Source organism: Natronosalvus amylolyticus (assembly GCF_024298845.1).
GTDB lineage: Archaea > Halobacteriota > Halobacteria > Halobacteriales > Natrialbaceae > Natronosalvus > Natronosalvus amylolyticus.
In genome coordinates, this window is record NZ_CP101156.1 from 302,909 (window position 1) to 329,072 (window position 26,164).

Here is a 26,164-nt window from a genome sequence, read left to right on the forward strand (position 1 = left end):
TCGCAGACTGCCCTGGAATCAGGTCGACTCGGCGACGACGGTCACCGTCCGCTCGGTTCCAGCAATCGTCGTCCACTCGCGACTGGTGAGCGTGCCGTCGCTATCGGTGTCGGTCGAGACGGCGATGGGTCCGAAGGTGTAGCGGTCGGACTCCTCGACGCTGTCGGGCGCCTCTGCGAAGTGCGTGAGATCCTCGTATACGGCGTCGGCGTTCTCGAGCCCGAAGTAGACGTGCGTGCCGCCGCCGAAGGCCGGCGTCGTCGCCTCGACGTCGCCGAACTCCTCGTCGACGTCCCAGCCCTGCGGGACGGTGTCGCGGACGAGAACGTCCTCGCCCTCGGGGTGGCGAACCTCGACGTCGAGCTCGGTTCGGTTGGTCTGGCCGCCGGTGAAGACGCTGGCGTCCATCTCGGCGTCGCCCTCGACGACCAGTCCGGTCTCGTCGAACGTCGTTTCGAGATCGAGGTGGGCGCGGCAGTCGAAGCCGTTCACGAGTCCAGGGACGTTCACCAGCTTCGCGACGACGTAGAAGACGCGCTCGCCGTCGTGTGCCTCGAGGTCATCGACGCTGACGCTGGTCGAGACCGTCGCTTCTCCCTGAATGCCGGCGTCGCTGTCGACGATGGTCGGATCGCCGTTGAGCGAGTCGGGGTTCTGGGCGTCGTAGAGGAACAGGTCGATGTGGGGGTCGCCCTTCGTCGCGCCTGCGTTGCCGCCGCTGTAGTGGCTGAACGCCACGTCAGCGGACACCTCTCCAGGTGCATCGACCCGAACGTGTCCAGAGACGGCTCGTTCGTCGTCGGGGACGGCGAGACCGGCCACACCGGAGACGGCCTGATCGGTGAGGTCGCGGGTGACAGCGTCGATTGCTGGCCCGACGTTCGCTCGTCCGAACCCTTCGTAGGGATCACGACCCCCGTGGGTGTAGACGGGTGCCTTCGCGGCGTGGTACGGGGCGGCCGTAAGCGCCGTCTCGCTCGCGGTCGCGAGAATCACGTTCTTCAGGCGAAGCACGTCGTCGTAGCCCGCCTCGCCGGGTGCGGGCAACGCGATCGAGTCTGGCGCATCTCCTTCCATCGCGTCGGCGACGAGGCCGGCGATACCACACACGCTCGGTGCGGCCATCGATGTCCCGGCCTTGCCGGTGTAGCCTCTGACGCCGTCGCTCCCCATCCCTTCACGCTTGGCGCCGCGGTTGAGAAGTTCGAGGTCGGCGTCGTCCAGCGTGAGCGCGTCGAGTACGTCGTCCGCGAGTTCGTACTCGTAGTCCGCGTCGCCCGTAATCGACTGGTCGAACGTCGTCTTCGGAGAGAGGGCGTCGTCCTCGAGGTCGTCGAGTTCTTCGACTGGCTCGAGTTCGGCATCGGCGGCTGCCGAGTCGGGTTCTTCCGTCGTCACTTCGTCTTCAGGCTCGCCGATGTCGGCAGCGATGTCGAGAACGGTCAGTTCGCCGCCGGGAGCCGACACGTCGGGTTTGGTGTAGGGTTCGCCGGACTCGTCGATGCCAGCGATCCCGCCGGAGGAGTAGGACGCAATCCCGTCGAGTGGATCGGTCGAGACGACGGAGATTGCCTCGTTTGCGACCGCTGGTGCACCGTTTCCGCTCGCCGGCGTCGCATCGTTTCCGGCGGCGGCAACCGAGAGAATCCCGGCCTCGGCCATCGTTCGGATGACTCCCGGGATGTCGTCCAGAACCTCGGCGGCAGCGCCAAGCGGAAGCCCGCCGACGTACCCCCAGGACATGTTCACTGCCCGGAGGTTGAACGCGTCCGCGAACTCTTCCGCGTGGGCGCCGACGTCACGGGTACCGGTACCCAGATCCGTGACACTCAAGATGCTCGCGTTCGGCGCAATGCCGGCGTGCAAGGAGAGATCGCCGTTGTTCGTTCGATCGCCGACAGTGTCTCCGGGGTGTTTGAACGCACCGACGGCCACGCGCTCGACGCGACCCGACGTAACCAGCTCTCCTTCGACTGTCCGGACGTAGATCGTGTACGTCGCCGTCCCAGACTCGTGGACGGTCGGCGTTTCGACGAGGTTGTTCTCGAGTGTTATTTCCGCGGTTCCTGAAGTACCACCGGAGCGAGCCAGTTGCTGTCCGTCCGGCCCTTCGATCACGAGTTCGATGCCGTCACCATACGCGCTCCCAAAGACACCGGACCCAGCGACGGCTTCTACCTCGTAGCTGAGCGTGTTCCCGAGCAAGAGGAGCGTCTGTGGCTCTTCCTCCTGGTAGCTGTCGGGATCGATCGCGCTCGCCCGGCCGCTCCCGGCCATGATCGAGGCAACGTGGGTGCCGTGACCGTTAGAGTCACGCGGCTTCTCGTACCCACCGAAGCGCGTGTTGTCGTTGTGCCAGCCGACGAGCTTCGTCGAATGAGGTTTGATCGCACCGCCAGTGTTATTGAACGGGTTCCCGTCGAGTTCGAACCCGTCTTCGGTAGTGACAGTTACTCCGCTCCAGGGGCCGAGATCCGGATGACGCGAGTCAGTTCCCGAATCGGTCAATCCGAGCGTCCGGTCCGGACGACCGCGATAACCACGCTCCCAGGCGTGGATTGCCTCACGAACACGGATATTCAGAAAGTCCGCGGAGACAGTCGTCTCATTGGCCGTGACCGTCTTCCCCGAAACAGCTGGTGTCGCGAGTAAACCCGCCCCGGCGAGTGCTCCAGTTTTGACGAACGCTCGACGCGATAGCCCCACATCATCGGTATCAGTACGTTCTGTTTCGTGTGACGTCATATCACGGCTGAATAATCAGGAGGGTTGTAAGAAGGTGTTCTGACAAACCCATCCAATTGTCCGTCTCGGTAGACTCGATTCGACCGGCGCCAATTTCTGTACTCGCGCCTCTCGAACTCGACGCATCATGTCCTCGAGAAGCGATTCCTCAGCACTGAGCAGGAAGAACACACGACGGCGTTCTGCTCGGTCTTGCTGGAATCTCCACGTCGACTCTCACCTGTATCGAACCAGTGGTTCACCACGTTGTCGACGATGATCCACAAACTGGTTCCACGAGAGGAGCGCGAAGCTATCGTCATCACCGATACCATGACCCGTCTCCGTCCGGTCGGTTTTCCGGGGGAATCCGTAGGCTGATCTCGAGTGGAGATCCGAAACGATCCAGACGGCCACAATGAGCGCTACCGACACTTAGCTGACAGTCGTTTCCAGTTCTGCGGCCAGTTTCTGTAACTGAACGATTCGCTCGTCAGTTGGGGGATGAGAACGCGTTTCGACGTGAAACGCATCGTCGTCTTCGGCCGATACCTGGCTCCTCCACTCGAACCCGTGCGGGAGAAAACACATCCCATCGAGGCCGCGATACCTGGGCAGCCTCGAGGGTACCGTGTCGCCGGCGAGGCGGGCGTCTTCGCTCGGTACCGTCGCCATCCCGTCGAGTCGCTCGAGCGCACTCGCGAGTGCGGCCGGGTCGCCGGTGACGTGGGCGCTCGCCCGGTCGGCGACGAACTCTCGCGCTCTCGAGAGGCGGCGACTGAGAAAGACGACGGGAGCGGCGAGCACACCGAGGACGACCCCGCCGAGCACGATCGTAATGGCGCCAGCGACGATGAATTGTCCGAACCCGCTGACGCTGAGCAGTGGTGCATCGATGAACGTCGACGCGAGAACGTAGCTCCCCATGATTACCAGCGTGTACACGTACGGCCGTGTCCAGGCGGGCAATCGCTTCCCGAAGACCACGCGTTCGTCAGCGACCAGTGCCGGGAGAAACGAGGCGAGCGTCAACACCAGTGCATCGCGATTTTTCAGGTGGGCGAGTTCGTGTGCCAACACCGCATCCAGCTCCGCCGGCTCGAGCGACTCGAGCAACCCGTCACTGACAACGATCGTTCCCGACCGGAGGTCACCGATGGCCAGACTGTTCGGCACCTCGCTCGAGGCGATAGCCACAGCCGGAGGAGCCATATCAAAGCCTGCCGACAACCGAGTAACTCGAGCGTGGAGGTCAGGATACATACTTTCGTCGACCGTCTCGGCGGCGGCTTCCGCCAACAGTTCCTGTCGGGTGTAAACGATCTGTACCCAACACAGGACAAGAACGACCAGGAACCCTGAAAGCGCGTAGCGTCCCAGGGTCGATCTCACGCCAAGGTGCGTCCAGAGTGCCGCCGTCCACGGATCCAGCAGGGCCACGACGGCCAGTGAAAAAACCACGTTAATCGCGAGGATGGCAGCGAGGGTCCCGCCAATCTGCCGACCAGTCGTGACCGCGCTCATACTGGCTCGAGGTACAGTCGGTTTCCCGAAAATAGTTTCGTTTCAGTGACTATTCGTCCCGACAGCTATGCATCCCCTTCGAACCTGACGGAACAGTAATATATTTATGGCGGGACCGAGCACCCTGGGACAGTGGGTTACGACCTCCGGAAAGCAGCCCTGATCGGGTGCTGTTTACTCGCTCTCATCGTCGGGACGGCGTTTTTCCCCGCCGCCGGCTTCGACGACTTCCCGAACACCGAGGCTGTCGACGACGGCTACTACGAGGCCGACCGGGACGTCCCTGGAAGCGGCTTCGACGGTGACGACACTGGGGCCGAGACTGACGACGCTAGCTCGGATGCAGACGCCGATGCGGACGACTCGAGTGCTGACGACGGAAGTGGTGCGGGCGATGCAGACGACGATGCGACTGATGGGGACAACGGCACGGACGACTCGAGTAGTGGTGACGGCGGTTCGGACGAATCGAACGGGCCGGACGATGGTTCGGACGACGATGGCGCTGGCGACACCGATGGCTCTGGCGAAACGTCGAGCGCGTTTCTCACCGCCGGTAGCGCGCTCGTTTTCGCTGTCGTCGTGCTCGCACTCACCGGATTCCTCTGGCGCGCAACGGACCCGACACGAGACCCGGCGATCGGCCCGGAAGATCTCCCAGACGGTTTTATTCCGCGGCTACAGCTTCGACTCCGTCGAATCCCACAGGCGAGTATGACGGCGACTATCGGCGTCGCGAGGGGAACAACCGGCGTCCTCGATATGGTTGGCAAAACTGGGAGCGTGGTTTTCGGTGGACTCCGATACACTGGCTCGAATGTCTCGAACGCGCTCGGAGGGCTGGCTCGCGGTGTTCCCGCCGGAGTGAGCGCCCTCGGTGCAACGCTGGCTGGCGTGCGTCTCCCCTCGCTGGTCGACGGTCTCGAATCGCTGCTGGGCGGTATCGGTCGGACTCGAAGCACCGACACGGCTTCCTGGGGGGCCACGGACGACGGCCCCAGTTCCTCGAGTGGACAACCACCGATTGCCACCGCAAAAAGGCCGCAACCACAGACGGTCGAGGCGGCCTGGGAAGCGATGACCGACCGCGTGGTAGCACAGGCTGACGATCCCGAGACAAAAACGCCTCGAGAGTACGCCCACCGTGCCATCGAACAGGGGCTTCCCGAGCACGCCGTCAACACGTTGACGGAGACGTTCTGTCAGGTTCGGTATGGCGGTTATTCGGCCTCTTCGGATCGTCTCCGTCGCGCCCTCGAGTCGTACGATGAAATCGCCGCTAACGACACGCCGCCGGGTGAGACGTCGTGATACGGCGGTTGCTCGAAGCGTTGGCGCTGCTCGGCGCTATCGCGACGCTCGTCCTCAGCGTGGGCTTCAGACCATCGTTTCTCGCCGTTATCGGGCGGGACGCCATTATCCTCGCAATCGGTGCTGGGATTTCCCTTCTTGGTATTGTGATGGCGACTCGGGCAGCATCTATACCCGACGACTCTGCGCCATTGGCCACCCCGCAGTCCGAGTCGCCAACGTACGACGAGCGGTTTATCGGCAAGCGCATCGAGAATGCGCTCGAGCGACCATCACTTGCGGATTCTCGAAGCGACCGGTCCCGTCGAGCGTACGCCCGGACCAAAGCGCATCAACGGGTTCGGCACGCGGTCCTCGAGACGCTGCAATCCGTCGAGGGCGTCAGTCACGACGATGCCGAACGGGCGCTCGAAACCGGCACATGGACTGATAACTCGCGGGCGCAGGCTTATCTTTCAGCGTCGGTCAGTCCACCGTTTAGAATCCAACTCGTCGACTGGCTTTCCGGCCGAACCGAGCAACGGCAACTCGAGGCAACGCTCGCTGCACTTGATGAACTTGCAGCGACGGACGAGTTCGCTCGGCGGGCGCTGGTGTCGGACTCTCAGCGTCCGCAATCGCCGGGAGCGGTCGAAAATCGGATCCAATCCAGGGGTGAGCGGCGATGAACGAATCCGAACCGCTGAATGCTGTCGAGGACTGCGAGGAGTCCGGAGCGATGGAGTCGGACCACGGGGATGCCTCCGAGGAGGCTGAAACAACCGAAGCAGACGATGATACGGTGCTCGAATCGGGATCGGCGTCCAGGGGGCGGACGGACCCAACACTCGAGCGTTCGGAAGCGAGCCAGCCCGCCGAAACGTCCGCCACCTCGAGTGACCGCTGGACGTTTGCCCTCGCTGTCGCGCTCGGGTGTGTCGGAATCGGCGTGCTCGTGGCCGATGCAGCGTTAGTGCTTGCGGGTGTCGTGGCACTCACGTACGCCGCCTACGGCTACGCAACGGCTCCTCCGACGCCGACACTGACCGTGTCGCGGACACTCGAGCCGGCAAATCCGGTTCCGGGTGATGCGGTGACGGTCACGGTTTCGGTCGTGAACGCGGGACGAAAGGCGCTTCCAGACGTGCGCGTCACCGACGGCGTACACGCCGAACTGCGAGTGGACGGCAGGCAACGCGCGGTCGGCAGTCTGGAGCCGGGTGAATCGCTGCGATGGTCGTATACCGTCGTCGCACGACGCGGCACGTACACTTTCGACCCTGTAACCGTCACTACTCGTAACGTCAGCGGAAGCGAACGTCGCACGCTCACGTTCGAGCCGGAGACGACGGTAACCGCTGATGACGCCCTCGAACGCGTCCCACTCGCCGGACAGACCATTCAACACACGGGCCGAGTCGAAACGGATATCGGCGGCGAAGGCATCGAGTTCTTCTCGATTCGGGAGTTCCAGCCGACGGATCCGATGAACCGCGTCGACTGGAACCGGCTCGCCAGAACTGGTGAGTTAACAACGGTCGAATTCCGCGAAGAGCGCGCAGCAGCAGTGGTCGTCGTCGTCGACCAGCGTCACGAAACGGTCGTCGCTCGGGTTCCCGACGAACCGACCGGGAGGGAACTCACAACACATGCCGGTGAGTGGCTTGCATCTGCCATGCTCGGGGAGAACAACCGAGTTGGGGTCACGCTGTACGGTGGGCGCGGGGATTACCTGTTGCCCCGAAGCGGGCGGGACCAACTGGCTCGCGTGAAGCGCTTACTCGACGGCGAGTGGTGTGGCTCGTTCGGTCGACCAGCCTGGTTGTCTCAGGGCGACCGCTCGGTCGACCGATTCTGTCGACACCTCGCAGACGAGAAACAGATCGTGTTCGTGACACCGTTACTCGACGACGAACCGGTCGACTCAGCACAGCGGTTTCTGGCTCATGGACACGCTGTCACACTCGTGTGTCCGATGGTCGGCGCTCGAGCCGACGAGGCCGGGCTCGTCGACCGACTCGCGGTCGAGCGACGTCTGTCGACGCTTCGCTCCCATGGCGTTCGCGTCGTAGAATGGTCGCCCGACGAATCGTTACATGCAGCCGTTTCTCGCGGAAAACGGCGGTGGTCCGGATGACGGCAGCCACACGTGATGGCCGGCTGCTCACGCTCGGGCTTTTAGGCCTGCTGTGCCTCAGCGTTCTATGGGTCCTTGGTCCCGTCCATGGTGGGATACTCGCTCTCGCCGGTGGGTACGCAATCGTCGCTGGCCATCGGTTTATCATGGACGAAGGACTCGAGCGACAGCTCCTCGGGAGTGTGCTGACGAGTCTCGGTGCAGTGGCTGCAGTGAGTGGAATCTCGAGCACGTCTGGCCTCGAGCAAATCGTTGCCAGTGTGTTCGTCCTTGCAATCGGTGGTGTCGGGTTCGGCCTTTCGGGTTCGATTTCACGGCCCGCGAGACACACCAGAGCAGTCCGCGGGTCGGCACTGACTGGCGTAATAAGTGGCGTTGGGCTGGTGGCCGTCTTCACCGGGTACCTCGCTACGCTGGTGACGGTCAGTGTGACCGTTTTCGGCGGTATCACGGCGACTCCCGATAACAGTGTTGTGTCGCTACTCGTTCTCTCTCTGGTGACCATCGTCCTCGTCTCGTTCGTCGTTTCTATCGCGGAATCTGCTGGCCTCGAAGACCTGCCATTCGTCTCGTTTGGTACGCTGTACGACCACGTTCGGTCAGCATCTGAGTGGGCGTTTTATGTAGCGATTGTGCTGGGCTTCATCCTGCTTTCGTCCGGTAACGCGGGCATCTTTGGAGCGACCCTCGAGGTACTCGGTCCCGTTGGAACGCTACTGGGGACGTTCCTCACGCTTGGCGTGGGACACCTCCTGGTCGGGGTGGTCGCAGGCGGTGCTGTCCTCATCTGCACGGGGTGGATCGGATATCCAATCGTGCGCGGACTGCTCGAGCCCTATCCCCTGCAGTCGCTCGCACTGGCTGGAGGTGGTCTGGTTGCGCTACTCGTTGCCCTTCCGAGTGCCGCTCTTCTCGGCTTCGACCCGGTTATCGCGACCGGACTCGTGTGTTTAACCCTTCTCGGCGTCGCTATCCTCGAGTCTGTTGGTAGATTCGGCGTGGCGCTGGTGGCACTTACCACGAACCGACTCCGACACCTACAACTCGTTACTGGCTGTCTGGCTCTGTTTGGTGCGACCGTGGTCGCGTCTCAGGCGGGGCTCTCTCCGATTGGAGTGTTCCTCGGTATCGGGACTACACTATTCATCTGGGACGTCGGTACGACGACTCGAGAGCTCTCCGTTTTCGCCGGGAACGACATGCACACTCGCGAACCAATCTTCGTTCGGGCAGCGGCCACGATTCCTGTTGGTCTCCTCGGCGTCGGCATTGCCACAGGGGCAATGTACGGTCTCGGTGCCGTGTCACCACCATCGAATCGCTGGGAAGCGCTAGCGCCAGTGGCGATTGCGCTCGTCGCGTTCTTCGCTCTCGTGAGCGCGATCGTCCTCGAGACCGTCGACGGGCGATCGTGGTTCGGACACGCTTTCGGCTGGATTGAGCGGAACCGTCTCGTGACCATTCTCGGGCTGGTAGCGGCGTCCCTCGGCACGGCGCTCGTGTTCGACGGCGTTATTGGCGTTGGCGCTTCAGTTGGGTTGCTTATCGGTGTGCTCCTGTTCGTTCTGTGGTTGTTCAAACGTGTCGGATCGACCAGTCAGTTCGGCGATTTACGACCACCGCCACCGTGAGCCAGATGCAAATCGGTTTGCGCTCGCTCGAGCAGGATGAACCACCGATTGACCAACGGCGTCCCGCTTTGCCACCCGTCGATCAACCATGTCCCGCTTTGTCACCCGCTTCGGGCGCTTCGAAGGCCTTATAGCCGCCACCTGAATACACTGTACCGACTCGTCGATCAGCGGGCGACGGCGGGCACCTGTCCGGTTACCACCACAGGTATGGAATGTGGAACGCGCCTCGAGACTCGAGGTCGGTTCTGAACCAGGAAACGCCCGCAGACAACTATGGCACGAAGCTTCTACTCCCACATCAAGGAGGCATGGAAGAACCCGGGCGACGGCAAGCTCGGTGAACTGCAGTGGCAACGAAAACAGGAGTGGCGCAAAGAGGGCGCAATCGAGCGCATCGAGCGTCCAACCCGTCTCGACAAGGCTCGAGAACTCGGCTACAAGGCCAAACAGGGAATCGTCCTCACCCGCGTTTCCGTTCGCAAAGGGAACGCACGTAAACAGCGACACAAAGCCGGTCGCCGAACGAAGCGTCAGGGCGTCAACCGCATTGGCCGCCGCAAGAACATCCAGCGCATCGGTGAAGAGCGCGTCTCGCGAAAGTACCCCAACCTTCGCGTGCTTGCCAGCTACTGGGTCGGTGAAGACGGCAGCCAGAAGTGGTTCGAAGTGATCCTCGTCGATCCGAACCACCCTGCCATCCAGAACGACGACGACCTCAACTGGATCTGTGACGACGCCCACACCAACCGTGCGTTCCGCGGTCTGACCAATGCCGGGAAATCCAACCGCGGTCTGCAAAACCGCGGCAAAGGCACTGAAAAGGTTCGTCCCTCGCTGAACAGCGGTAAACGAAGCTCCGACTAACGCGGTTCGCGTTTTCGGACCCTCGTTCGATATCGATTTTTTGACTCCTACGCCGATTAGTCACTTCCAATCAGTGGGAAAATCAGTTGGTATTTAGGTACCCCCGGCCCGTACGGTTGCGTATGAGCAAACGAATCCTCGTCCCGGTCGACGAATCGGATCGTGCCACTGACGCGTTCGAGTTCACCCTCGAGGAATTCCCCGAGGCGACGATTATCGCGTTCCACGTTATCGACCCGGCCGATTTCTACGCTGCAACGGGCTTCGAAGGCGGCGCGATGGTCAACTACGACGAGATACGGGAGCGACACGAAGATAGAGGTGAGGCGTTGCTCGAGAAACTGGCCACACAGGCAGACGATGCTGGTGTCGACTGTGAAACCGAGCTGGCGATTGGAAGCGTTTCCCGGTCGATCCTCGAGTATACAGAGGATGACACGGTCGATCAGATCGTTATCGGCAGCCACGGCCGAACCGGTGCGAGTCGAATCCTGCTCGGCAGCGTCGCCGAATCGGTTGCCCGTCGGTCGCCCGTCCCGGTAACGATCGTTCGATAGTTCGGTTCTGGCTGATTCTCCACCCAAAACGCACTTTCTCAGTACCTTCCCACCGTCGACTGAGGCGTCGAACCGACACTCGCCAACTGGTTCGACTCGTCAGTACAGGCTTGGAAAGTCACTCGGTACCTTCTCCCTGAATAGCTACCAGTATCAATACTTCGAGCGCTCTATTCGTTCGGGCGCTTCGAACGAGGTTGCAAGCTCGAGTAACTGGACGAGCATACGCCCCGTTGCGCCCCAGACGGTGTAGTCATCGACGTGGAAATAGTGAATAATAATGTCTCCGTAGTAGGGATGATCCCTCCGTTCGTACTCAAAATTGTCCGGATCTAAGAATCCTGAAAGTGGTAACACGACGATTTCCGCGACCTCGTTTTCGTCCGGTTCGTAGACGCGATCCGGGATCTGCCCGACGAACGGCGTGACCCCGTACTCGGTCACCGTTCGAATATCGTCCAACTGTCCAACGAGTTCGACGGTGTGGGGCTCGAGGCCAATTTCCTCGTCTGCCTCGCGAAGGGCCGTCTCAAGGATGGTCTCGTCTTCGGACTCTCGTCCGCCACCGGGGAAACTCATCTGTCCGGGGTGTTCGCCAAGATGGTCGGCCCGACGGGTAAAGAGTACGTGATCTTCGCCGTCGCGATCGATAATCGGAGCGAGCACGGCCGCTTCGTACGACTGATCAGTTACCCGTGTGGGTGTGTGGGTGGCGACCGGCTCGAGATCGAATCGTCGGGTCGTCATGTTCTGATTGTTGGTTACTCGTCGAGGTCGGTACTGACTCGTTCTCGTAATTTCCCTTATTCTTCGTCCAGTGCATCGGTGAGTCGGGCCCGTTCGTCGCTCAAATCGAGTGGGGCCCATGCCTCGAGGTCGTAACTCACGTCGACCAGGTGCTCGAGGTGGGCCGACTCAGTCTCGTTCCCAGAAAGCGAACTGTCGACGACGTCGATAAAGCGCTCCTGGGCCGCTTTCCCGGCGGCCTCTCGGTCGATCTGTCGTTCCGTAACGTCGAGGATGTGGGGGACGTCTTCGGCATGCTCAGGGGTACGCGGGAACGCCGTCGGTCCAGCGATCAACAGCGGATCCTCCGTCGAACCGTCCTCTTCGGGGATTGCCCTCTGGTCCTCGTACCGAACGAGTGCAAACGATTCGAGAGCGCTATCGACGGCGGCTTCTGCGGCTGTCTCGTCGAGGTCCTGGCCGTCGGAACGGTACGCGATTTCAGTGAGCGCCTGCTCGAGTTCCGCTCGAGTGAGGCCACCGAACAGGTCGACGACCCCGGCCAGTTCGTCGGCGGTCCCATCCATAATCGGGGGAACGGGCGGGGTACAGATTAGTCTTGTGTGGTGGGCTCCGAAAGTGGGGCTTGCCAGGGTGTCGACGCCGCCCGGACGGCATCGGAACCGAACGGAGTCTCTCGCCAGGCAGGGAGTCGTTCGTGACTCGCGGCTTCGAGGCGGGCCCGTTCTCCCCTCGATTCCGTTCCAGACGGGAAGAGTTCAGTTATTGCCGCTGCATACCGTTGGATCTGCGTCTGCTCGTCGCCCGGATCGTATGCGAGACCATTAAATATCGCATCGGCCTCGTACTGCTCGACGAGGGACTCCGCTCGCGAGAGATACCTGGACGTGAGCGTCTCGTATTCGATGTCCACTCCCGACGATTCAATCACAGCAAACAGCGTCCGAGCCACTTCCTGACTCATGCTCTCGAGCCCGCCGCTACCACTCACCGGCCGATGGTCGTGTTGGTGTACCCCGAGGTCGACCTGGGCAGTTCCGTCGAAACCAGCAAACGAGTACGCATCACCGAGTGTTGCGACCTCGAGCCCCCAGGTGCGAGGCGGGCGGAGCGTTCTCGCGAGTTCGGCCGTCATCGCAAACTCGCCTGCGAGGGCGTACCGAAAGGCGGCGAGATACGACAACAATGGGTCATCGTGGCTGTCTTGCAGTGTGCGAACCATGGGTTCATAAAAGAGCCGGCACAGACGTCCGTACAGGTTTCCGTCTTCGACGCGAGCGTAATACCCCTTAGAAAAGCAATATCCCATCGACAGCGGCGCGAGCAAGCGAGCGATGTGATCTGCGCGAAAGCTCGTGGCGTCGGCATCGTGGACCACCACGTACTCGGCCTCGTCAGCGGCTTCACCCAGGGCGAGCCACACGTCCCTGCCCTTTCCGTACGCACCCTCGAGGTCGTGTTTTCCGAGCAGTGTATCGACAGCTGGCGCGGTACACCAGCGAACGTGAATTGGCAGGGAAAACGACTCGAGCCACTCGCGAAACGGCTCGATTGTGTCCGAATCTGCACGGACGGGAACGATGACAGCAGCCGGTTCCGGTTCGAGGGTTTCGAGCGCCGAGAGGACACCAGCCGCCGCCGGACTCTCCTGTTCGCGGTCCGTCATGGGGACCACAATTGCCGTTTGCTCGAGAATTCCCTCGAGGCCGTCGAACCCAACCGGCCCTGACGTCAACTGGTGGAGCGTGGCGATTCGCTCCTGGGTGTACTCCATCGCTACGAACTTCGGCTGGAAAGGCAAAATAGCCACGACTCCGGTGATCGGTGCAGGTGGCTCTGTGATGTCCACCGATATGCGGGCTCTGGGGGACAATAGGCCATCTCCAATCGGTACGGAACTCACTCGAGTAGTGAGCTACCGTTCGGTTCGTCCGTCCTCCATTTCGCCAATCAAGAATTATCTCCCTGCGGAAGCCAGCCAGCGCTGTAGCAGGCGATCAGGACGAACAACACGAGAGCGACACCGACTGCGAACCCGCGGAACACGCTGTGATATCCAAGGCCGGTTCCCAGCAAGGTCCCAAGGATCACGCTCCCAAAGGCCTGAATCGGCATCGTCGCGCTACTGTAGAGGGCGTAGGAACTTCCCCGACTGTCATCTGGTAACGAGGCGAGGAGATAGGTGTCGATTGCGGGGAACATGCTGTGGATGACGTACCCTGTGATGGCAGTCATCGCGATGATTCCCACGAGGCTGTCTACGACTGTCAACCCGAGGAGCGCCAGCGAAAACGCCCCCATGATCGCGAAGAGTAGGGGAAGAAACCGAACGCGGTCAGCGATGCGGCCGGTAAAAAAGAACGCCGGCACGCCAGTTGCGAAAAGGAGCGTCAAAAACACCTGCGCGCGACCCTGCGAGAATCCGCGCGTTTCGACCAGAAACGAGACGTAAAAGTTGAATACGCCGTTCCAGACCAGGCCGACGAAGCTCATGACCGCGACCGCGGTGATGACTATCTGCCACTGGGTGCGCAAAGCCGTACGCAGCCGTCTGTCAGCCATCCCTGCGTCGGGCAGTTCGGTCCGACGGGCCGTCACGTACAGCGCAAACGTCGAACACAGTGCAACTGCTGCGATCGTCAAGAAAACCACCCGCCAGGCGGCGATTGGCCAGACGATGAGGAAATAGCCCGCTACCAGCAGTGGAGCAGCAACCGATGCAAGTTGACTCGAGGTCCCGTGAATACCGATCATTCGCCCGACACGGGTCGGAAACAGTTCACTAACGAGCGGATTGGCTGCGACGAAGTACATGCCACTGGCCATCCCCATCGCCAGTGCACCCAGATACAGGATCTCGAGCGTCTGTGCCGTTGCCGCGAAGATGGCCGAAGCAGTGAGGATAAGCCCCGTCACGAGAACGATCCGATGGCGGGGAATTTTCGTTAAGAGATACCCGGTGGGAAGGCGCAAGGAGGCGCTCCCGATCCAGGCAAGCGTCGCAAGTAGTCCCACGGCGGCCTCACTTGCCCCAAAAGTCGTGCGGAACGGTTCGAGCAAGGGCGCATAGATCACGCGCCCCAGATTCACCAGAAACACCATCGCCAGTAACGATCCGAAGACTTGTGTCCGACCTGATGGCCGTCGGAGACTGGCAGGTGACATGGCTCTACCGAAGCGATGGGGCACATCAAGACTTTCGAAACGAAAAGGTGCTCGAGACACCGGTCTTTTTCTCCCCCAGGTACGTACTGGGCGAATATGAAATCAGTCCGGAAGGCACTTCGAGAGGGCGAACTCACTAAAGACACCTACGAACGAGTAGTCTGTGCCGAGTGTGAGAAGCCACTGAAGACCGAAAACGACCCGGACACCATCAGCACGATTCGGCGCTGTCCGGATTGCGATGCGGAGTGGGAAGAGATCCGGTAACGCTATTCGAACACGTCATCGAAAGTCTGGGCTCCGAGTGGGTCGTAACGCCCCGCGCCAACGTTTTCTTCGACGTGTGCCGGCCGACTCATACCGACCAGTGACGACGTAACTCCGGGGGCCGAGCGCGCGAAGTTAATCGCGCGCTGGACAGTGGTCTCCCCCTCGAGGACGGCGGCAACTCCCTCCGGTAACTCCTCGAGCAGTTCTCCCTGGGCGATACTCGCGCTGGTGAAGACGTCTAACCCCGCATTGGCGGCAAACCAGAGGACGCTCTGGGTTCCGTCAGCCCCGGCCTGGGATTCGACGGTGAAGGCATCGGCCATCGCGACGTTGAACGGCAGTTGAATTGCCCTGAAGTGTGTGCCGCCGGTTCCTGCTTCTCTTGCGGCCGCACGTGCACGGTCGACGATTTGCGCAATAGACAGGTGCGATGGATGGTCTGCCGGAACGCGAAAGGCGTCCCACGTCGCCAGCCCATAGTGGTCGATGTCGCCCACAGCTGCCCGTTTCTCGAGTCTGGTGAAGGTATCCTCGAGTTGGTCGTACACCGCTTCTGGTGAGCGCTCTCGGAGTTGGGTTTCGGGATTGTGAACGTAGTAGCAGTCGATACTGTCGAGGCCGAGATTTTCGAGTGATCGATCGAGTTGCCCCTCGATGTAGTTGGGGGCAATACAGTGACTGCCGGCAACCAGGTCATCACGCTCGATGGCACCCGTATCGACGTACGTTTCTTTGACGTACGCTCCAGGATTGTTCGGACGATCACGGTCGAAGGGAACGAATCCGCCTTTCGTCGACACGAAAATGGCGTCACGGTCGACATCGGTCTGCTCGACAGCGCGACCCACAGCGCGCTCGCTGCGCTGGTGTCGATAGTTGATAGCCGTGTCGATGACGTTGCATCCCAACTCGAGTGCGTGCTCGATAGCGTGTACATATCGCTCGTCGACCTCGTCAGTGGGCGCACCGAGATACGTTCCAAGACCGATGCTCGAAACCAGTCCATCGCCGTACCGTCGGAAGTACGTCCGACCGAAGTCCTCGTAGAATCGATCGCGATAGTCCCAGGTCGCCGATTCAGTGACCATGGCTGGGTTTTGGCCCTGCAGCGTATAAGTACAGCTCTCGAGTTTTTCGGACGTGACGTTCCCAGCGTGTCAGGACCGTTCACCGGCCATCGCCGCGAACAACCGCTCTTCGAACTCCGTTTTACTGACACCATCGGACGGACCGATCCCGTTCATGTGGTCGACTGAGACCTGTCCACCACCCATTCGTGCGTGGCCACCAGCGTTCGCCATCGGAATATCGCTTACGGCGTGGCGAAGGGCTTCACCCATGTGTACCCTGTCGTCCCGCGAACGTCCCGAGAGGTGAATCGTTCCGTCGTGTTCGCCGTAGACGACGACCGCCGTCACCCCTTCGAGGTGCATCAACTCGTCTGCGGCCTGTGGAATCGCATCAACGTTGCCAATGTCGCCGACGTCACAGATTCCGAAGGCTCCCTGGATGCGCTTTTTCTGAATCGCTTCGGCTTTGATCTGGAGGACGTCATCGCTCACCTGTGGATTCGCGATGCGGTCCAGTTGGTCCTCGTCTATCGAAGGGAATAGATACGAAGCTGCCTCGAAATCAGCCGCCGAACACCCCTTCGTCAGATGATTCGTGTCGGATAAAATGCCATACAACAGCCCCGTCGCAATTTCGGCTGTGAGCAGGAGCCCGTTTCCGTCCGTCTCTTCGTCTTCTCGGCTTGCACCCATGTCCTCGAGGTACTCGACGATGATCGTCGAGGCGGCCCCGTAATCGGTTCGGACGTCAGTAAACACCGTTCCGGCTCCGTTGCCCGGGTGGTGGTCGATAACCGCAATCGGTTCGACCATCTGTGACCCGGTGAAGCCTCGAGGCGTATTGTGATCGACGAGGACGACGGCATCCGACTCGAGATCGGACGCGGATTCGACGCGATCGAGTTCGAGTTCGAGTACCGTCCTGAAGGCCCGATTTTCCTGGTGGCGAATCTCCCCGGGGAATTGGAGAGTTACGTCCGTGCCGACGGATTCAGCAATTGCCCCGACCCCCATTGCCGTTGCCATCGCATCGGGATCTGGATTCGGGTGCATCAGTATCGTCACTTCGTCCTGGTTCCCCAGTATCCGTTGGAGTCGATTCCCCGGTGCCCTGGTAAACCATCGAATCACCCACCAGCTTCCGAGAATCAGTCCGACCAGACCAATAACTGCGAGCGAGAGGACCAGCGGGTCCATTCCCTGTATCGTGTCAGTGATTGTCGGAACGAGTGCAGAATCGACGATAGATAACCGTGTGGCTTCGGTCTGTACGTGCAACTCGAGGGGTGTCGACAGACGTACGTCCCTCGATAGCGCACGTTCAGTCCCGGTCAGGGAATCGATCACTAAACCTCCCCGGGTTCCCATACGCCACACTCAAAGTGAATAACCAAGAAGGTTGCCCTCACCTTCACTGCCTTTGCAAATGATGATTTCAGGAACTAGAGCCCCTGATTCGACCGAAAGTCATCTATGGCTTCTCGATATCCCTCTCTGAACGTCGGATACTCGAACCGATAGCCCAGTTCACGTAACCGCTCGTTCGAACACCGTTTACTCGTCAGAATTCGTCGCCGTGCCGCTTCAGAGAGGTCTCCCGCCTCGAGACGCTCCGATTTCGTTCGTTTCGGCGGGGTCTCGACCCCGCATTCGGCCGCCAGCCAATCGGCAAACGCCCACTTCGAAACGGGCTCGTCGTCAACAACCTGTACCACTGCGTTTCGAGCCGCATTCTCTTCGAGCACGTACCGAACGGCCCCTGCAGCGTCGTCTCGATGAACCATGTTGAGGTAGCCTTCGGTCACCGGGCCCTCGAGATAGCGCTCGAGTCGATAACGATCGGGACCGTACAGCCCAGCATACCGCGCAACCGTTCCGTCGAAACCGTATTCTGCCGGTTTTTCGAGTGCGAGTCGCTCGGCTTCGGCGAGGACGGCGGTCTTTTCGGTCGTTGGCTCGATCGGTGTCGTTTCGTCGACCCACTGGCCGTCGTGATCCCCATGGACGCCAGTCGACGACGTGTAGACCAGTCGGTCGGGCGTCTCTTCACGGGTTCCGAACGCGTGGATAGCGGTCTCGAGCCCGTCGACGTAAATCTCGCGTGCTGCATCGGCACCACGGCCACCACTGCTGGCCGCAAAGACGACGACATCCACGTCTGGCACACGCTCGAGGGCATCGCAATCGGTGATATCCGCTTGTACCGCCTCGAACCCTGTCTTTTCGATTGCCGCGATACCGTCATCTGATCGTCGAACGCCGTATGTGGTATGACCTCGCTCAGTCAACTGCCGGCCTAGCTCGAGACCGACGTAGCCACAACCGAGAATAGCAACGTCCATATTCGAAGTCGGGAGCCAACGAGTATAATGGCTCTGCTCTGGGCGAGGAGGGTCTGTGTTCTGCGGTGAGCTTTCAGGGAAGCAGGGAACCAATCCGCGGGCGGTAGAGAGATTCGCTATCTGGATCGACTGACGATCGCGTGTTGAACGTGCACGTACTCATCGAACGTCATCGGTGCTCTGCGTTCGATTTTCTGTTGGACTTCCTTCGCATCGAGATCGGTCTCGAGTTCGCTAGCCAACGTATCGACGTCGAGCACGGCAGTCGTCATTCCCAACAGCAGGTGTTCGCAAGCAATTTCGACTATCGTATCCGGGTCGGGTTCACCGTCCTCGAGAGACTGGATTACTGCTGCATCCTCGAGTGAGAGGTCTGATGACTTCTCCTCGAAACGGGAGACGACGTCACCAATCACCACTGTCGTCTCGGCGACTGAAACCGTGTCCTGGGCGTCGAACGTTGCCGTCTCGAGTATGTCCTCGAGTTGGGTATCGTATTCCTCTCGAAGCGCGGCTGGTGTTTCAGGGACATCCATCCGCTGGGCGTAGAACATACCGAACTTTCGATTCGCCCAACTCAAAGTGATTGCTATTGTGCCTCGAGTGGGGCTGACGACCATTCAAACCATCTTAATTTAATTCAATAGTTACTTATCATAATAACTCGACTGAGCGTTTAATGGTCGAACGGACACGACGACAGTGGCTTGCAACGTTCGCCGGTGCTGGAATTGGCTGTGTTGCCGGCTGCAGCAGTAGCGATGACTCGAGTACGAACAATTCGAGGACAGGCGAATCCGAGTCGCCGTTCAACGACGATGACGGGTCAGGAGGTGGTTCAGAGAACGTGTTTGATACCGGAAGCCAACTCTCGAGTTCGGAATGGCCAATGGCAGGCGTCGACCTCGAGAATACGGGCTATCATCCAACCGCGACTGGTCCCACTGGTCCAGTGAGTGAGAAGTGGGTTTTTGAGACTGGCGATCGGGTAGTAGCCGGTGCAGCAGTTTCAGATGGTGTGGCGTATATTGGCTCTTTTGATGGCCATTTCTACGCGATAGATATAGAAACGGGTGAGGAAGTCTGGTCTACAGATTTGACGTATGGGTTCTTTGCAGGGACTGCAACAATTGTTGATGATCTCGTTGTTGTAAATGATGGAGCCAGTTCCCTGTATGCATTAAATCGCCATACCGGTGAAAAGGTCTGGGATACCAAGAGAATCGCGTTCCATGCAGTCGGGAGTCCAACTATAATCGAAAATAAGATTTATACACATACTGAAGACGGCTACCTGACAACAATAACCTTAGATTCCGGAAAAGTTTCAAACGAAATATCTCTCGCCCCAACTGGTGCGGAAACAACCGCTTTTTCTGAAAAACTTCTTTACACCATCGGCAGACCATACACGATTACCGCTGTTGATGTGGTTTCTGGAGAGAAAAAGTGGACTGCAGACACTGGTCGAGTAATGAAGGGGTTGGCAATAACTGATGAATTGGTGCTTACGGGGAGTCAGAAACCGAAGGCAGTCCATGCCGTGAGTAAGGCGAACGGTGAGATACGCTGGGAATGTGAGGTCGAGACTCCTGTGTATTCATCGGTTTCCGTATCCAGCCAGTCGTTCTTTGTCTGTACAAAGACAAATATTACCAAGGGTAATTTAGCAGGTGAAATTGAGTGGACGATAGACAGAGCAGGGAGGCGAAGTAACCCTTCGCTGACAGACAAACATGTGTTCACAGGAACAACGGAAGGAATGGGGGCGTATGATCGAGATTCAAGTGAGGAGATGTGGTTTTATGAAACGGACAACGCTGTTGACTCACCACCCACAATTGTTAATGAGACACTCATATTTGGAGCCAAAAACGGGAATGTATATGCATTAGAGTGAATCACCCTCTAACATGTGTGACTTCCATTTTGGCTAACATATCCTGATTCTGGCCATCCCTCTGAACATCGAACCCTTTCTCCAGTTCTATCACCCACTCCCCTTCCACCGGGGGGAACTACTATAACCACAACAGTTCGACTATTGAAAGCAATCGGCTCATTAGAACCCAAAGTATGGACATCACCATCCAACTCTATGGTGATGTTCTTTTCCTCCCGAACGAATGTTGTACCTGTGGTAGAAGTGGGGCTCTCTACATTTGCAGTTACTTCGAATCGAGTGTATTGTGAGTTAATCCGTACGTCCCACACATTTCCTGTAGCAATCCAGTAGCCCGGCATTGGAAGAAGTGGAATACCTGCAGGAATTTGATTTGGTGAGTCACCCTCGAGCCAATCCATCTCGTCGGTAATAATGAGATCACCATCGTCGTCAATCATTTCTGCTTGTTCCAGTCGCTCTCGAAGCACATCGTCAGTGACGTTACCTATTTCTGACCGAATATCCATATCCAAATCTTCAATAGAATTTTCAACTGATACAGTCCTATCACTTATTTGATTATTCACTGCTGGCCTTGCTATCGCTCTAACTTTAGCATCCCACGCAGTCTGTCGGTTATCGTAATTACGGGGATTTTCATCAGCCAGTGTTGATACAATCAAATCAGTAATTGGTTCAGTGGCTTCACCATTTCCCAGAGCGATTGCCCGCTGATCTACTGAATCTCCCTTTTTTAATTCATCAAAAATATTCTCCTGCAACCCTGTATGATGGTTTATATTTAATTCACGTTGAACATCCTCCTTTATATCTATGCTAAGGATATACATTGATGTATTTATTGAACTCTCTAGATCATCTATTTCATTTCCAACGTCGGCCCCCAACTCTTCAGCCAACATCGCCGCTCGCAACGTCTCACCGGCCGTATGCATCGGTATCCGTTCTTCTTCATCACCCATATTCAACTTCGGAATCCTCGAGAGAATTCCCGTCATCACCGTATCGTACGGTATCGAGAAAAAGTTCGAGTTCTTGGTCGACATCGGGACGAACGTCTCGGTACCGTCGACGGCAGGCACATCTGTCGCCGTCACGTTCTCCGTGACGAGATACGAAGGCGAACCCGAAATTTCGTACTCGAGGTCGTCCAACAGCGGCACATCGTCCATCTGTCCCGGCTGTGGATCCGACGCACTCATCGCCTCCTGCATATACTGTGTCGCGTCGCTGAGGGCAGAATTGGCGTCCGCGAGCTCGTCATCCAGCCCAGTCATGACCTCGTTGTGGGCGTCGGCTACTCGCTCGAGGTCCTCGATCAACAGCTCGTAATACCCCAGTCGCGCCTCGTAGTGTGCTTTCTCCGCGGGATCTTCGTACGGACTCGAACGCTCGAGCATTGCGTCACGTTCGGCTTCGACGATTTCCAGTAGCTCTTCGACCGGTCCGCTTTCGTCCGGCCCTTTGATCATTTCGTGGCGCTCGAACGTCACTTCGATAGCCGCCAGTTCTGGCTGTAGGTCCACCAGATCCTCGACCACGTCTGCCTCGAGTTTTCCATACTCGTAGTCGGCATCGATGCGTTCGGTGTCCGGGATATCGAGGGCCGCCTCGAACTCGGCTGCACTCGTTATCCCCCAGGCAGTTTCACCCAGCATGTCGCCAAAGTACTGGGTCGTCCGACCACCCACGAATTCGGCTGCGGCTTTGTCGGGAACGTCGCTAAAGTCGCTCGAGTACACGCCGATATCGGTACTGTTGTACTTGGTCTTGATGCCATACTGCTCGGTGTTCCGCACCAGCGAGTGCGGGCTGTGGCTGTCCTCGTACAGCCGGATGTGGACATCGAACTCGTGCCAGGTAGACGCGTTCGTTACGATTCGCTCACGGGAATCCGTTCGCGTGTCGTTCCAGCTGGCTTTCCGTTCGAACTCGTTGACGACCGTTGCGTCGTAGGTGTAGTACGCCGATTCCTCGCCGTGGGCTGTGACGTTGGCGTATTCGACCGTCGTCTCGAGATATTCCGGCTCGGATATCCAGTAGCGTTCCCAGTAGTCGCCCTCATCCGGTGGTGTGGGTCGGTTCCTGGTCGTCGCTTCGGTAACGTCGACGCTCGAGGCGACGTCGACCGTATACACCCGCTCGAACGCGTTGGGGAGTCCGTGGGTATGCTGGTCGTCGAAGAGGTGTCGCATCGGAACGTACGCACTCTCGCTCACGGCAACGGTCAAGTCTTCGTCCATCCCCGGTGCGTGACCGGCGATGTCTTGCAGTGACGGGGCATCGGGTGGGTCGCCGCCGACCTGATCACCGTAGACGTACTGGAGATTGTCACAGACGTCGTCGCTATCGATTCTGGGTGAGTCCCCGTCGTTGTAGCCGCCGTACAGTTCGTCGGCGTCGGTCGCCGCCAAACAGAGCCAGGCCTGGCGCATTGCATCGCTGCCATCTGGGTCCTTCGATCCGAACACGGCTTCCTGTGTCGCAAACGAGGCACTGTTTGCGGTAACCTCGACGTGTCGATTACTAATGACTTCAGACACCGGCATCCCGCCGTACTGGGCGTAGCCGCGTACCCAGGCGATCGGATACAATCGTCCACTGAACTGTCGACCGAAACCGCTGCCATCGAGGACGTTGGTATTGAGGGCCGCTTCGTACTCGTCCGTCCGCGACTGTAGTTCGAAGATCGGTGTCGGTATCGTCACGGAATAAGCGTTCGTCTGGGACGCGATTTCCGACTCGTCTCGGTACACCGTCGTGGTCACGTTTTCGATGGTGACCTCGAGTAATCCCGAACTCGGCCGGACGAGGGTCGTTTGATTCATGCCGTCCTCGAGGGTCGATGCGTTCGTCGCCTGGGGAACGGAGACGACAGTTTGGGTCCCGCGAATGTCCTGACCTACGTTCTCGAGAGCGTCTTGCACCTCGAGATAGATGAGCAACCGGAGATAGTTCTCGAACTGTTGGTCGTGGGTACTCGCGTTGAGGAGTGCTCCGTAGGAGTTGTTTGCGGGTTTATACACCGGGTTGCGGGCAGCGTCGTCAGTTGCTCGCCGCGTTGCGTCGCGAAGGGCGGTCTGGATTGCGGCGTTCGTGCGATCCATCGCGATAGATGGATCGACATCGGGTTGTGGTGTCGGCCTTGCCTCGAGGGCCCCCACGAGGGTGATGCTGCTTACGAGCAACAATATACCAATCAGTGCAAACGGAATCCGGGCCCGGTCGTCGCTTGCCAGGGAGATGGTGTGTGGTTGCGTCATTGTCACCAGACCTGGACGACGAGCGTTACATCGCCGATGGAAATTTCCTCCAGTGCCGCTTCGGGCGTGTCGTACTGTGCTTCAAGATCGATGACGAGTTGCTCGGTGAGGGCATCGGCAAGCAGTGCGTTGGCTTCGGTCGTGTTCGTCGTCGATTGTTCGAGATGATCCTCGAGATGTCGGGGTTCGATCCCGTCGAGGGCGTTGGCAAAACGCTCGTACCGATACACGGTTCGGTCGGCGTCAACCCCACCCCGTTCGATGGCAAGGGCAGTCTCTTCCGCTGGGAAGTAGCCTTCGACGATGGCGTCCGAGGTGTTCGAGGCGACCCATTCGAAGCCGGCCCGCTGTGATGGGGCCGCACTGAGATTGACACGGTCTGGTACGGGGGTCGAAGCGAACGAACTCGGGACGGTCAGCCTGACGGTGCTCACGTCGGCGTCGGTAGGCGGTGTTTCACCGACCGACAGTGTTCCCTCGAGCGGGGCATCGGGATACGGCATCCATACCGCCGCGACGGCGGTTTGGCCCGGTACCGCATGCAGTTCGTTTGCGAGCGGGCCTTCGATGGCGTCGTCGTATCCAACTGTCTCGTGCGTGATTCGATGCTCGTTGACCGAGAGATTGGTGACGGCTCCGTCGGCCAGCACGCCGGCAACAGGACCGTGAATCGTCCGCTCGAGTCCGTCATACTCACTCGGGTCGTCGAAAACGTGTCCTGCTGCAGCATCGACTCCGTCCTCGAGGGAGTATTCGACACTGACGGTCGTCGAACCGATAATCTCGACGGCGTGATCGGCCGTACGCGTATCGTGTGTCTTCCCATCAGAAGCGACATACATCCCAACGACGCCTACGGCAGCAGTCACGAAGAGGAGACAGAAGGCGACGTCGAGGACGGTACTAATGGCACGCGTATCGATCATTAGTCCCAGACCTCCACCGTGAGGACGCCGGTCGAAACGGACCGTTCCCAGTCGACGACTGGGACTGGCCGGCTGTGGCTGTCGACCGTCGAGGGTCGCTCGAGGTCCGGATTGCCGGCAACTGTCGGGCCGACGTACTGGCCGCGGACGTATACGGCTGAGCCGACAGTCACTGCTCGTTCGTCGCCGGTCGTTACCGTAATCGCGACGGTCTTTCCGTCCGGTAGTTGTTCGGGCCTGATCGTCTCGAGCGGGTCCGAGTCGTCGTGTGGGTTGTACGTGCCGTCACTGGCAACGGTTTGCCAGACCGTGTCGAGCGCCGGTTCGGCGAGTGTTCGATCAGAATTCGTCGAAACGCCGGTTAGGCTCCCCGCGTAGAGGCCCACCGCGAGGCAAACGACTGCTACTGCACCGAGTGCAGCTAGCGGCTCGGTCTGTCCACGGGCGTGTCCAGTCATGGTCGCCGCTGGCCGCGGCTTCCTATATAAACCATCATCCGGAACGTTCAATTAGGTGCCGCGGTATTCGAGTGATATGAAAGTAGCCCTGATTGGGGTGGGCCAGGCCGGCGGGAAAGTGGTCGAACGGCTCACCGAATTCGACGCGGAGATGGGTTTCAACGCCGTGCAGGGAGCGCTGGCGATCAACTCCGCGACCCCCGACCTCCAGTCGCTCGAGTGGGCGGAAACCCAGCTCATCGGTGCCGACCGGGTGAACGGACACGGTGTCGGCGGCGACAACGAACTGGGCGCAGAGATAATGCAATCGGATATTCAGGAAGTACTGGGTGCTCTCGATGGGCACGTCACTTCCCGGGCAGAAGCAATCGTCGTCGTTGCCGGACTGGGAGGTGGAACCGGGAGCGGCGGTGCTCCGGTATTAGTCCACAACCTGAAGCAGGTGTACGACGTTCCCGTGTACGCGCTCGGTGTCCTCCCTGGTCGGAACGAAGGCTCGCTGTACCAGGCCAATGCGGGCCGATCGTTAAAAACAATCGTCAGAGAAGCTGATTCGACGATCCTCGTCGACAACGACGCCTGGCACCAACAGGGCGAGAGCGTCGAAGCCGGCTTCGCCTCCATCAACCAGCAAATTGCACAGCGATTCGGCCTGCTCTTTGCCTCGGGAGAGGCCGTCGAGGGCGTCGGCGAGAGCGTCGTCGACTCGAGCGAAGTGATCAACACACTCCGAAACGGCGGCATCGCCGCACTCGGCTATGCCAAGGCCGCAGCGAGCGAGGACAGCACGCAAAACATTCGAAGCGTCATGAGCGTCACCAGACAGGCGTTGCTCACGGGAACGAGCCTTCCGGAGGCCCGCGTTGGTGAGGGTGCCTTACTCGTCATCGCCGGCCGTCCGGAGTCCATTCCGAGAAAAGGCGTGGAAAAAGCGCGCCGCTGGCTCGAGGACGAAACCCAGAGCATGCAGGTCCGTGGTGGCGACTTCCCGCTCGAGAGCGACCAGATTGCCGCGCTGGTGTTGCTCGGCGGCGTCGAACGCTCGGACCGCATCGAGTCGTTCCTCGAGCGGGCACGAGCGGCTCAAAAGGCAGAGGACGAGTCCGAAAAGACGGATCCTGCAGACCACTTTGCAGACGATAGACTGGATAACCTGTTTTAACCGTCCTCACAGAGTGACGTCCGTTTTCGACGTTGGATCGGAACTGGGGATGGAGACAAATGTTGCGAAAAGTCGTCAGATTACCGCCGTCTATCCCCCACAATCATCCGTTAAAGTCAAACACT

General features: G+C 59.4%; 22 protein-coding genes. 9 read left to right on the top strand and 13 right to left on the bottom strand.

Annotation, left to right across the window (positions count from 1 at the left end):
* Positions 1 to 18: 18 nt before the first annotated feature.
* Together NLK60_RS01535 and NLK60_RS01540 are read right to left on the bottom strand one after the other, a co-directional pair.
* Positions 19 to 2,745 (bottom strand): S8 family serine peptidase, encoded by a 2,727-nt coding sequence (locus NLK60_RS01535; RefSeq protein ID WP_254809141.1) that lies wholly within the window; start codon positions 2,743 to 2,745, stop codon positions 19 to 21.
* A 414-nt stretch (positions 2,746 to 3,159) separates the two neighbouring features.
* On the bottom strand, positions 3,160 to 4,248 hold the full coding sequence (locus NLK60_RS01540; RefSeq protein ID WP_254809142.1) for a M48 family metalloprotease: 1,089 nt from the start codon (positions 4,246 to 4,248) through the stop codon (positions 3,160 to 3,162).
* A gap of 132 nt (positions 4,249 to 4,380) precedes the next feature.
* On the opposite strand from NLK60_RS01540, the gene NLK60_RS01545 reads away from it, so the two are divergent.
* The 6 genes from NLK60_RS01545 to NLK60_RS01570 all read left to right on the top strand — a co-directional run bounded on the left by NLK60_RS01545 (position 4,381) and on the right by NLK60_RS01570 (position 10,730).
* Positions 4,381 to 5,559: a DUF4129 domain-containing protein gene (locus NLK60_RS01545; RefSeq protein ID WP_254809143.1), complete on the top strand. Its 1,179-nt coding sequence runs from the start codon at positions 4,381 to 4,383 to the stop codon at positions 5,557 to 5,559.
* Positions 5,556 to 6,227: a DUF7269 family protein gene (locus NLK60_RS01550; RefSeq protein WP_254809144.1), complete on the top strand. Its 672-nt coding sequence runs from the start codon at positions 5,556 to 5,558 to the stop codon at positions 6,225 to 6,227. The genes NLK60_RS01545 and NLK60_RS01550 overlap by 4 nt, the downstream gene beginning before the upstream one ends.
* On the top strand, positions 6,224 to 7,675 hold the full coding sequence (locus NLK60_RS01555; RefSeq protein WP_254809145.1) for a DUF58 domain-containing protein: 1,452 nt from the start codon (positions 6,224 to 6,226) through the stop codon (positions 7,673 to 7,675). Before NLK60_RS01550 ends, NLK60_RS01555 begins: the two co-directional genes overlap by 4 nt.
* On the top strand, positions 7,672 to 9,306 hold the full coding sequence (locus NLK60_RS01560) for a DUF7519 family protein (RefSeq protein WP_254809146.1): 1,635 nt from the start codon (positions 7,672 to 7,674) through the stop codon (positions 9,304 to 9,306). The genes NLK60_RS01555 and NLK60_RS01560 overlap by 4 nt, the downstream gene beginning before the upstream one ends.
* A 276-nt stretch (positions 9,307 to 9,582) precedes the next feature.
* Positions 9,583 to 10,173, top strand: a complete 591-nt coding sequence (locus NLK60_RS01565; protein ID WP_254809147.1) for a 50S ribosomal protein L15e — start codon at positions 9,583 to 9,585, stop codon at positions 10,171 to 10,173.
* A 122-nt stretch (positions 10,174 to 10,295) separates the two neighbouring features.
* Positions 10,296 to 10,730 (top strand): universal stress protein, encoded by a 435-nt coding sequence (locus tag NLK60_RS01570; protein WP_254809148.1) that lies wholly within the window; start codon positions 10,296 to 10,298, stop codon positions 10,728 to 10,730.
* A 153-nt stretch (positions 10,731 to 10,883) separates the two neighbouring features.
* Here NLK60_RS01570 and NLK60_RS01575 read toward each other — a convergent pair whose 3' ends face one another.
* From NLK60_RS01575 to NLK60_RS01590, 4 genes are all read right to left on the bottom strand, one after another.
* The gene (locus tag NLK60_RS01575; protein WP_254809149.1) at positions 10,884 to 11,477 is read right to left on the bottom strand and encodes an NUDIX hydrolase; all 594 of its coding nucleotides are present in this window, start codon (positions 11,475 to 11,477) and stop codon (positions 10,884 to 10,886) included.
* Between the two features lie 56 nt (positions 11,478 to 11,533).
* On the bottom strand, positions 11,534 to 12,043 hold the full coding sequence (locus NLK60_RS01580; RefSeq protein WP_254809150.1) for a DUF7109 family protein: 510 nt from the start codon (positions 12,041 to 12,043) through the stop codon (positions 11,534 to 11,536).
* Positions 12,044 to 12,069: 26 nt separating this feature from the next.
* Positions 12,070 to 13,251, bottom strand: a complete 1,182-nt coding sequence (locus tag NLK60_RS01585; protein ID WP_254809151.1) for a glycosyltransferase family protein — start codon at positions 13,249 to 13,251, stop codon at positions 12,070 to 12,072.
* Positions 13,252 to 13,427: 176 nt separating this feature from the next.
* Positions 13,428 to 14,642 (bottom strand): MFS transporter, encoded by a 1,215-nt coding sequence (locus tag NLK60_RS01590; protein WP_254809152.1) that lies wholly within the window; start codon positions 14,640 to 14,642, stop codon positions 13,428 to 13,430.
* Positions 14,643 to 14,738: 96 nt separating this feature from the next.
* Here NLK60_RS01590 and NLK60_RS01595 point away from each other — a divergent pair, with 96 nt between their 5' ends.
* Positions 14,739 to 14,909, top strand: a complete 171-nt coding sequence (locus tag NLK60_RS01595; protein ID WP_254809153.1) for an HVO_0758 family zinc finger protein — start codon at positions 14,739 to 14,741, stop codon at positions 14,907 to 14,909.
* A gap of 2 nt (positions 14,910 to 14,911) precedes the next feature.
* On the opposite strand, the gene NLK60_RS01600 is transcribed toward NLK60_RS01595, so the two are convergent.
* The 4 genes from NLK60_RS01600 to NLK60_RS01615 form a co-directional block, all read right to left on the bottom strand.
* Positions 14,912 to 16,000: an aldo/keto reductase gene (locus tag NLK60_RS01600; protein ID WP_254809154.1), complete on the bottom strand. Its 1,089-nt coding sequence runs from the start codon at positions 15,998 to 16,000 to the stop codon at positions 14,912 to 14,914.
* 69 nt (positions 16,001 to 16,069) lie between these two features.
* Positions 16,070 to 17,350: a DHH family phosphoesterase gene (locus NLK60_RS01605; protein ID WP_254809155.1), complete on the bottom strand. Its 1,281-nt coding sequence runs from the start codon at positions 17,348 to 17,350 to the stop codon at positions 16,070 to 16,072.
* 74 nt (positions 17,351 to 17,424) lie between these two features.
* Positions 17,425 to 18,324 carry an SDR family oxidoreductase gene (locus tag NLK60_RS01610; protein WP_254809156.1) on the bottom strand — a complete coding sequence of 300 codons (900 nt, stop codon included), beginning with the start codon at positions 18,322 to 18,324 and terminating at the stop codon, positions 17,425 to 17,427.
* Between the two features lie 116 nt (positions 18,325 to 18,440).
* A complete protein-coding gene (locus NLK60_RS01615) occupies positions 18,441 to 18,878 on the bottom strand; it encodes a DUF5791 family protein (protein WP_254809157.1) in 438 nt (145 codons plus the stop codon).
* Between the two features lie 335 nt (positions 18,879 to 19,213).
* Here NLK60_RS01615 and NLK60_RS01620 point away from each other — a divergent pair, with 335 nt between their 5' ends.
* Complete coding sequence (locus tag NLK60_RS01620; RefSeq protein ID WP_254809158.1) at positions 19,214 to 20,224, top strand: PQQ-binding-like beta-propeller repeat protein; 1,011 nt, start codon at positions 19,214 to 19,216, stop codon at positions 20,222 to 20,224.
* A gap of 8 nt (positions 20,225 to 20,232) precedes the next feature.
* On the opposite strand, the gene NLK60_RS01625 is transcribed toward NLK60_RS01620, so the two are convergent.
* The 3 genes from NLK60_RS01625 to NLK60_RS01635 are packed head-to-tail and all read right to left on the bottom strand — an operon-like array spanning position 20,233 to position 24,877.
* Positions 20,233 to 23,493 carry a DUF7286 family protein gene (locus NLK60_RS01625; RefSeq protein WP_254809159.1) on the bottom strand — a complete coding sequence of 1,087 codons (3,261 nt, stop codon included), beginning with the start codon at positions 23,491 to 23,493 and terminating at the stop codon, positions 20,233 to 20,235.
* Positions 23,494 to 23,495: 2 nt separating this feature from the next.
* The gene (locus NLK60_RS01630; RefSeq protein ID WP_254809160.1) at positions 23,496 to 24,419 is read right to left on the bottom strand and encodes a DUF7284 family protein; all 924 of its coding nucleotides are present in this window, start codon (positions 24,417 to 24,419) and stop codon (positions 23,496 to 23,498) included.
* Positions 24,419 to 24,877 (bottom strand): DUF7285 family protein, encoded by a 459-nt coding sequence (locus NLK60_RS01635; protein WP_254809161.1) that lies wholly within the window; start codon positions 24,875 to 24,877, stop codon positions 24,419 to 24,421. The genes NLK60_RS01630 and NLK60_RS01635 overlap by 1 nt, the downstream gene beginning before the upstream one ends.
* Before the next feature lie 76 nt (positions 24,878 to 24,953).
* Between NLK60_RS01635 and NLK60_RS01640 the strand changes: the two genes are divergently transcribed.
* Positions 24,954 to 26,039, top strand: a complete 1,086-nt coding sequence (locus NLK60_RS01640; RefSeq protein ID WP_254809162.1) for a tubulin/FtsZ family protein — start codon at positions 24,954 to 24,956, stop codon at positions 26,037 to 26,039.
* Positions 26,040 to 26,164 lie beyond the last annotated feature (125 nt).

Bases quoted from the DNA above. Each gene is read 5' to 3' on its own strand.
- NLK60_RS01535 (WP_254809141.1), bottom strand. From the start codon at position 2,745: ATGACGTCACACGAAACAGAACGTACTGATACCGATGATGTGGGGCTA.
- NLK60_RS01540 (WP_254809142.1), bottom strand. From the start codon at position 4,248: ATGAGCGCGGTCACGACTGGTCGGCAGATTGGCGGGACCCTCGCTGCC.
- NLK60_RS01555 (WP_254809145.1), top strand. From the start codon at position 6,224: ATGAACGAATCCGAACCGCTGAATGCTGTCGAGGACTGCGAGGAGTCC.
- NLK60_RS01560 (WP_254809146.1), top strand. From the start codon at position 7,672: ATGACGGCAGCCACACGTGATGGCCGGCTGCTCACGCTCGGGCTTTTA.
- NLK60_RS01565 (WP_254809147.1), top strand. From the start codon at position 9,583: ATGGCACGAAGCTTCTACTCCCACATCAAGGAGGCATGGAAGAACCCG.
- NLK60_RS01570 (WP_254809148.1), top strand. From the start codon at position 10,296: ATGAGCAAACGAATCCTCGTCCCGGTCGACGAATCGGATCGTGCCACT.
- NLK60_RS01575 (WP_254809149.1), bottom strand. From the start codon at position 11,477: ATGACGACCCGACGATTCGATCTCGAGCCGGTCGCCACCCACACACCC.
- NLK60_RS01580 (WP_254809150.1), bottom strand. From the start codon at position 12,043: ATGGATGGGACCGCCGACGAACTGGCCGGGGTCGTCGACCTGTTCGGT.
- NLK60_RS01585 (WP_254809151.1), bottom strand. From the start codon at position 13,251: ATGGAGTACACCCAGGAGCGAATCGCCACGCTCCACCAGTTGACGTCA.
- NLK60_RS01590 (WP_254809152.1), bottom strand. From the start codon at position 14,642: ATGTCACCTGCCAGTCTCCGACGGCCATCAGGTCGGACACAAGTCTTC.
- NLK60_RS01595 (WP_254809153.1), top strand. From the start codon at position 14,739: ATGAAATCAGTCCGGAAGGCACTTCGAGAGGGCGAACTCACTAAAGAC.
- NLK60_RS01600 (WP_254809154.1), bottom strand. From the start codon at position 16,000: ATGGTCACTGAATCGGCGACCTGGGACTATCGCGATCGATTCTACGAG.
- NLK60_RS01605 (WP_254809155.1), bottom strand. From the start codon at position 17,350: ATGGGAACCCGGGGAGGTTTAGTGATCGATTCCCTGACCGGGACTGAA.
- NLK60_RS01610 (WP_254809156.1), bottom strand. From the start codon at position 18,324: ATGGACGTTGCTATTCTCGGTTGTGGCTACGTCGGTCTCGAGCTAGGC.
- NLK60_RS01615 (WP_254809157.1), bottom strand. From the start codon at position 18,878: ATGTTCTACGCCCAGCGGATGGATGTCCCTGAAACACCAGCCGCGCTT.
- NLK60_RS01620 (WP_254809158.1), top strand. From the start codon at position 19,214: ATGGCAGGCGTCGACCTCGAGAATACGGGCTATCATCCAACCGCGACT.
- NLK60_RS01625 (WP_254809159.1), bottom strand. From the start codon at position 23,493: ATGACGCAACCACACACCATCTCCCTGGCAAGCGACGACCGGGCCCGG.
- NLK60_RS01630 (WP_254809160.1), bottom strand. From the start codon at position 24,419: ATGATCGATACGCGTGCCATTAGTACCGTCCTCGACGTCGCCTTCTGT.
- NLK60_RS01635 (WP_254809161.1), bottom strand. From the start codon at position 24,877: ATGACTGGACACGCCCGTGGACAGACCGAGCCGCTAGCTGCACTCGGT.
- NLK60_RS01640 (WP_254809162.1), top strand. From the start codon at position 24,954: ATGAAAGTAGCCCTGATTGGGGTGGGCCAGGCCGGCGGGAAAGTGGTC.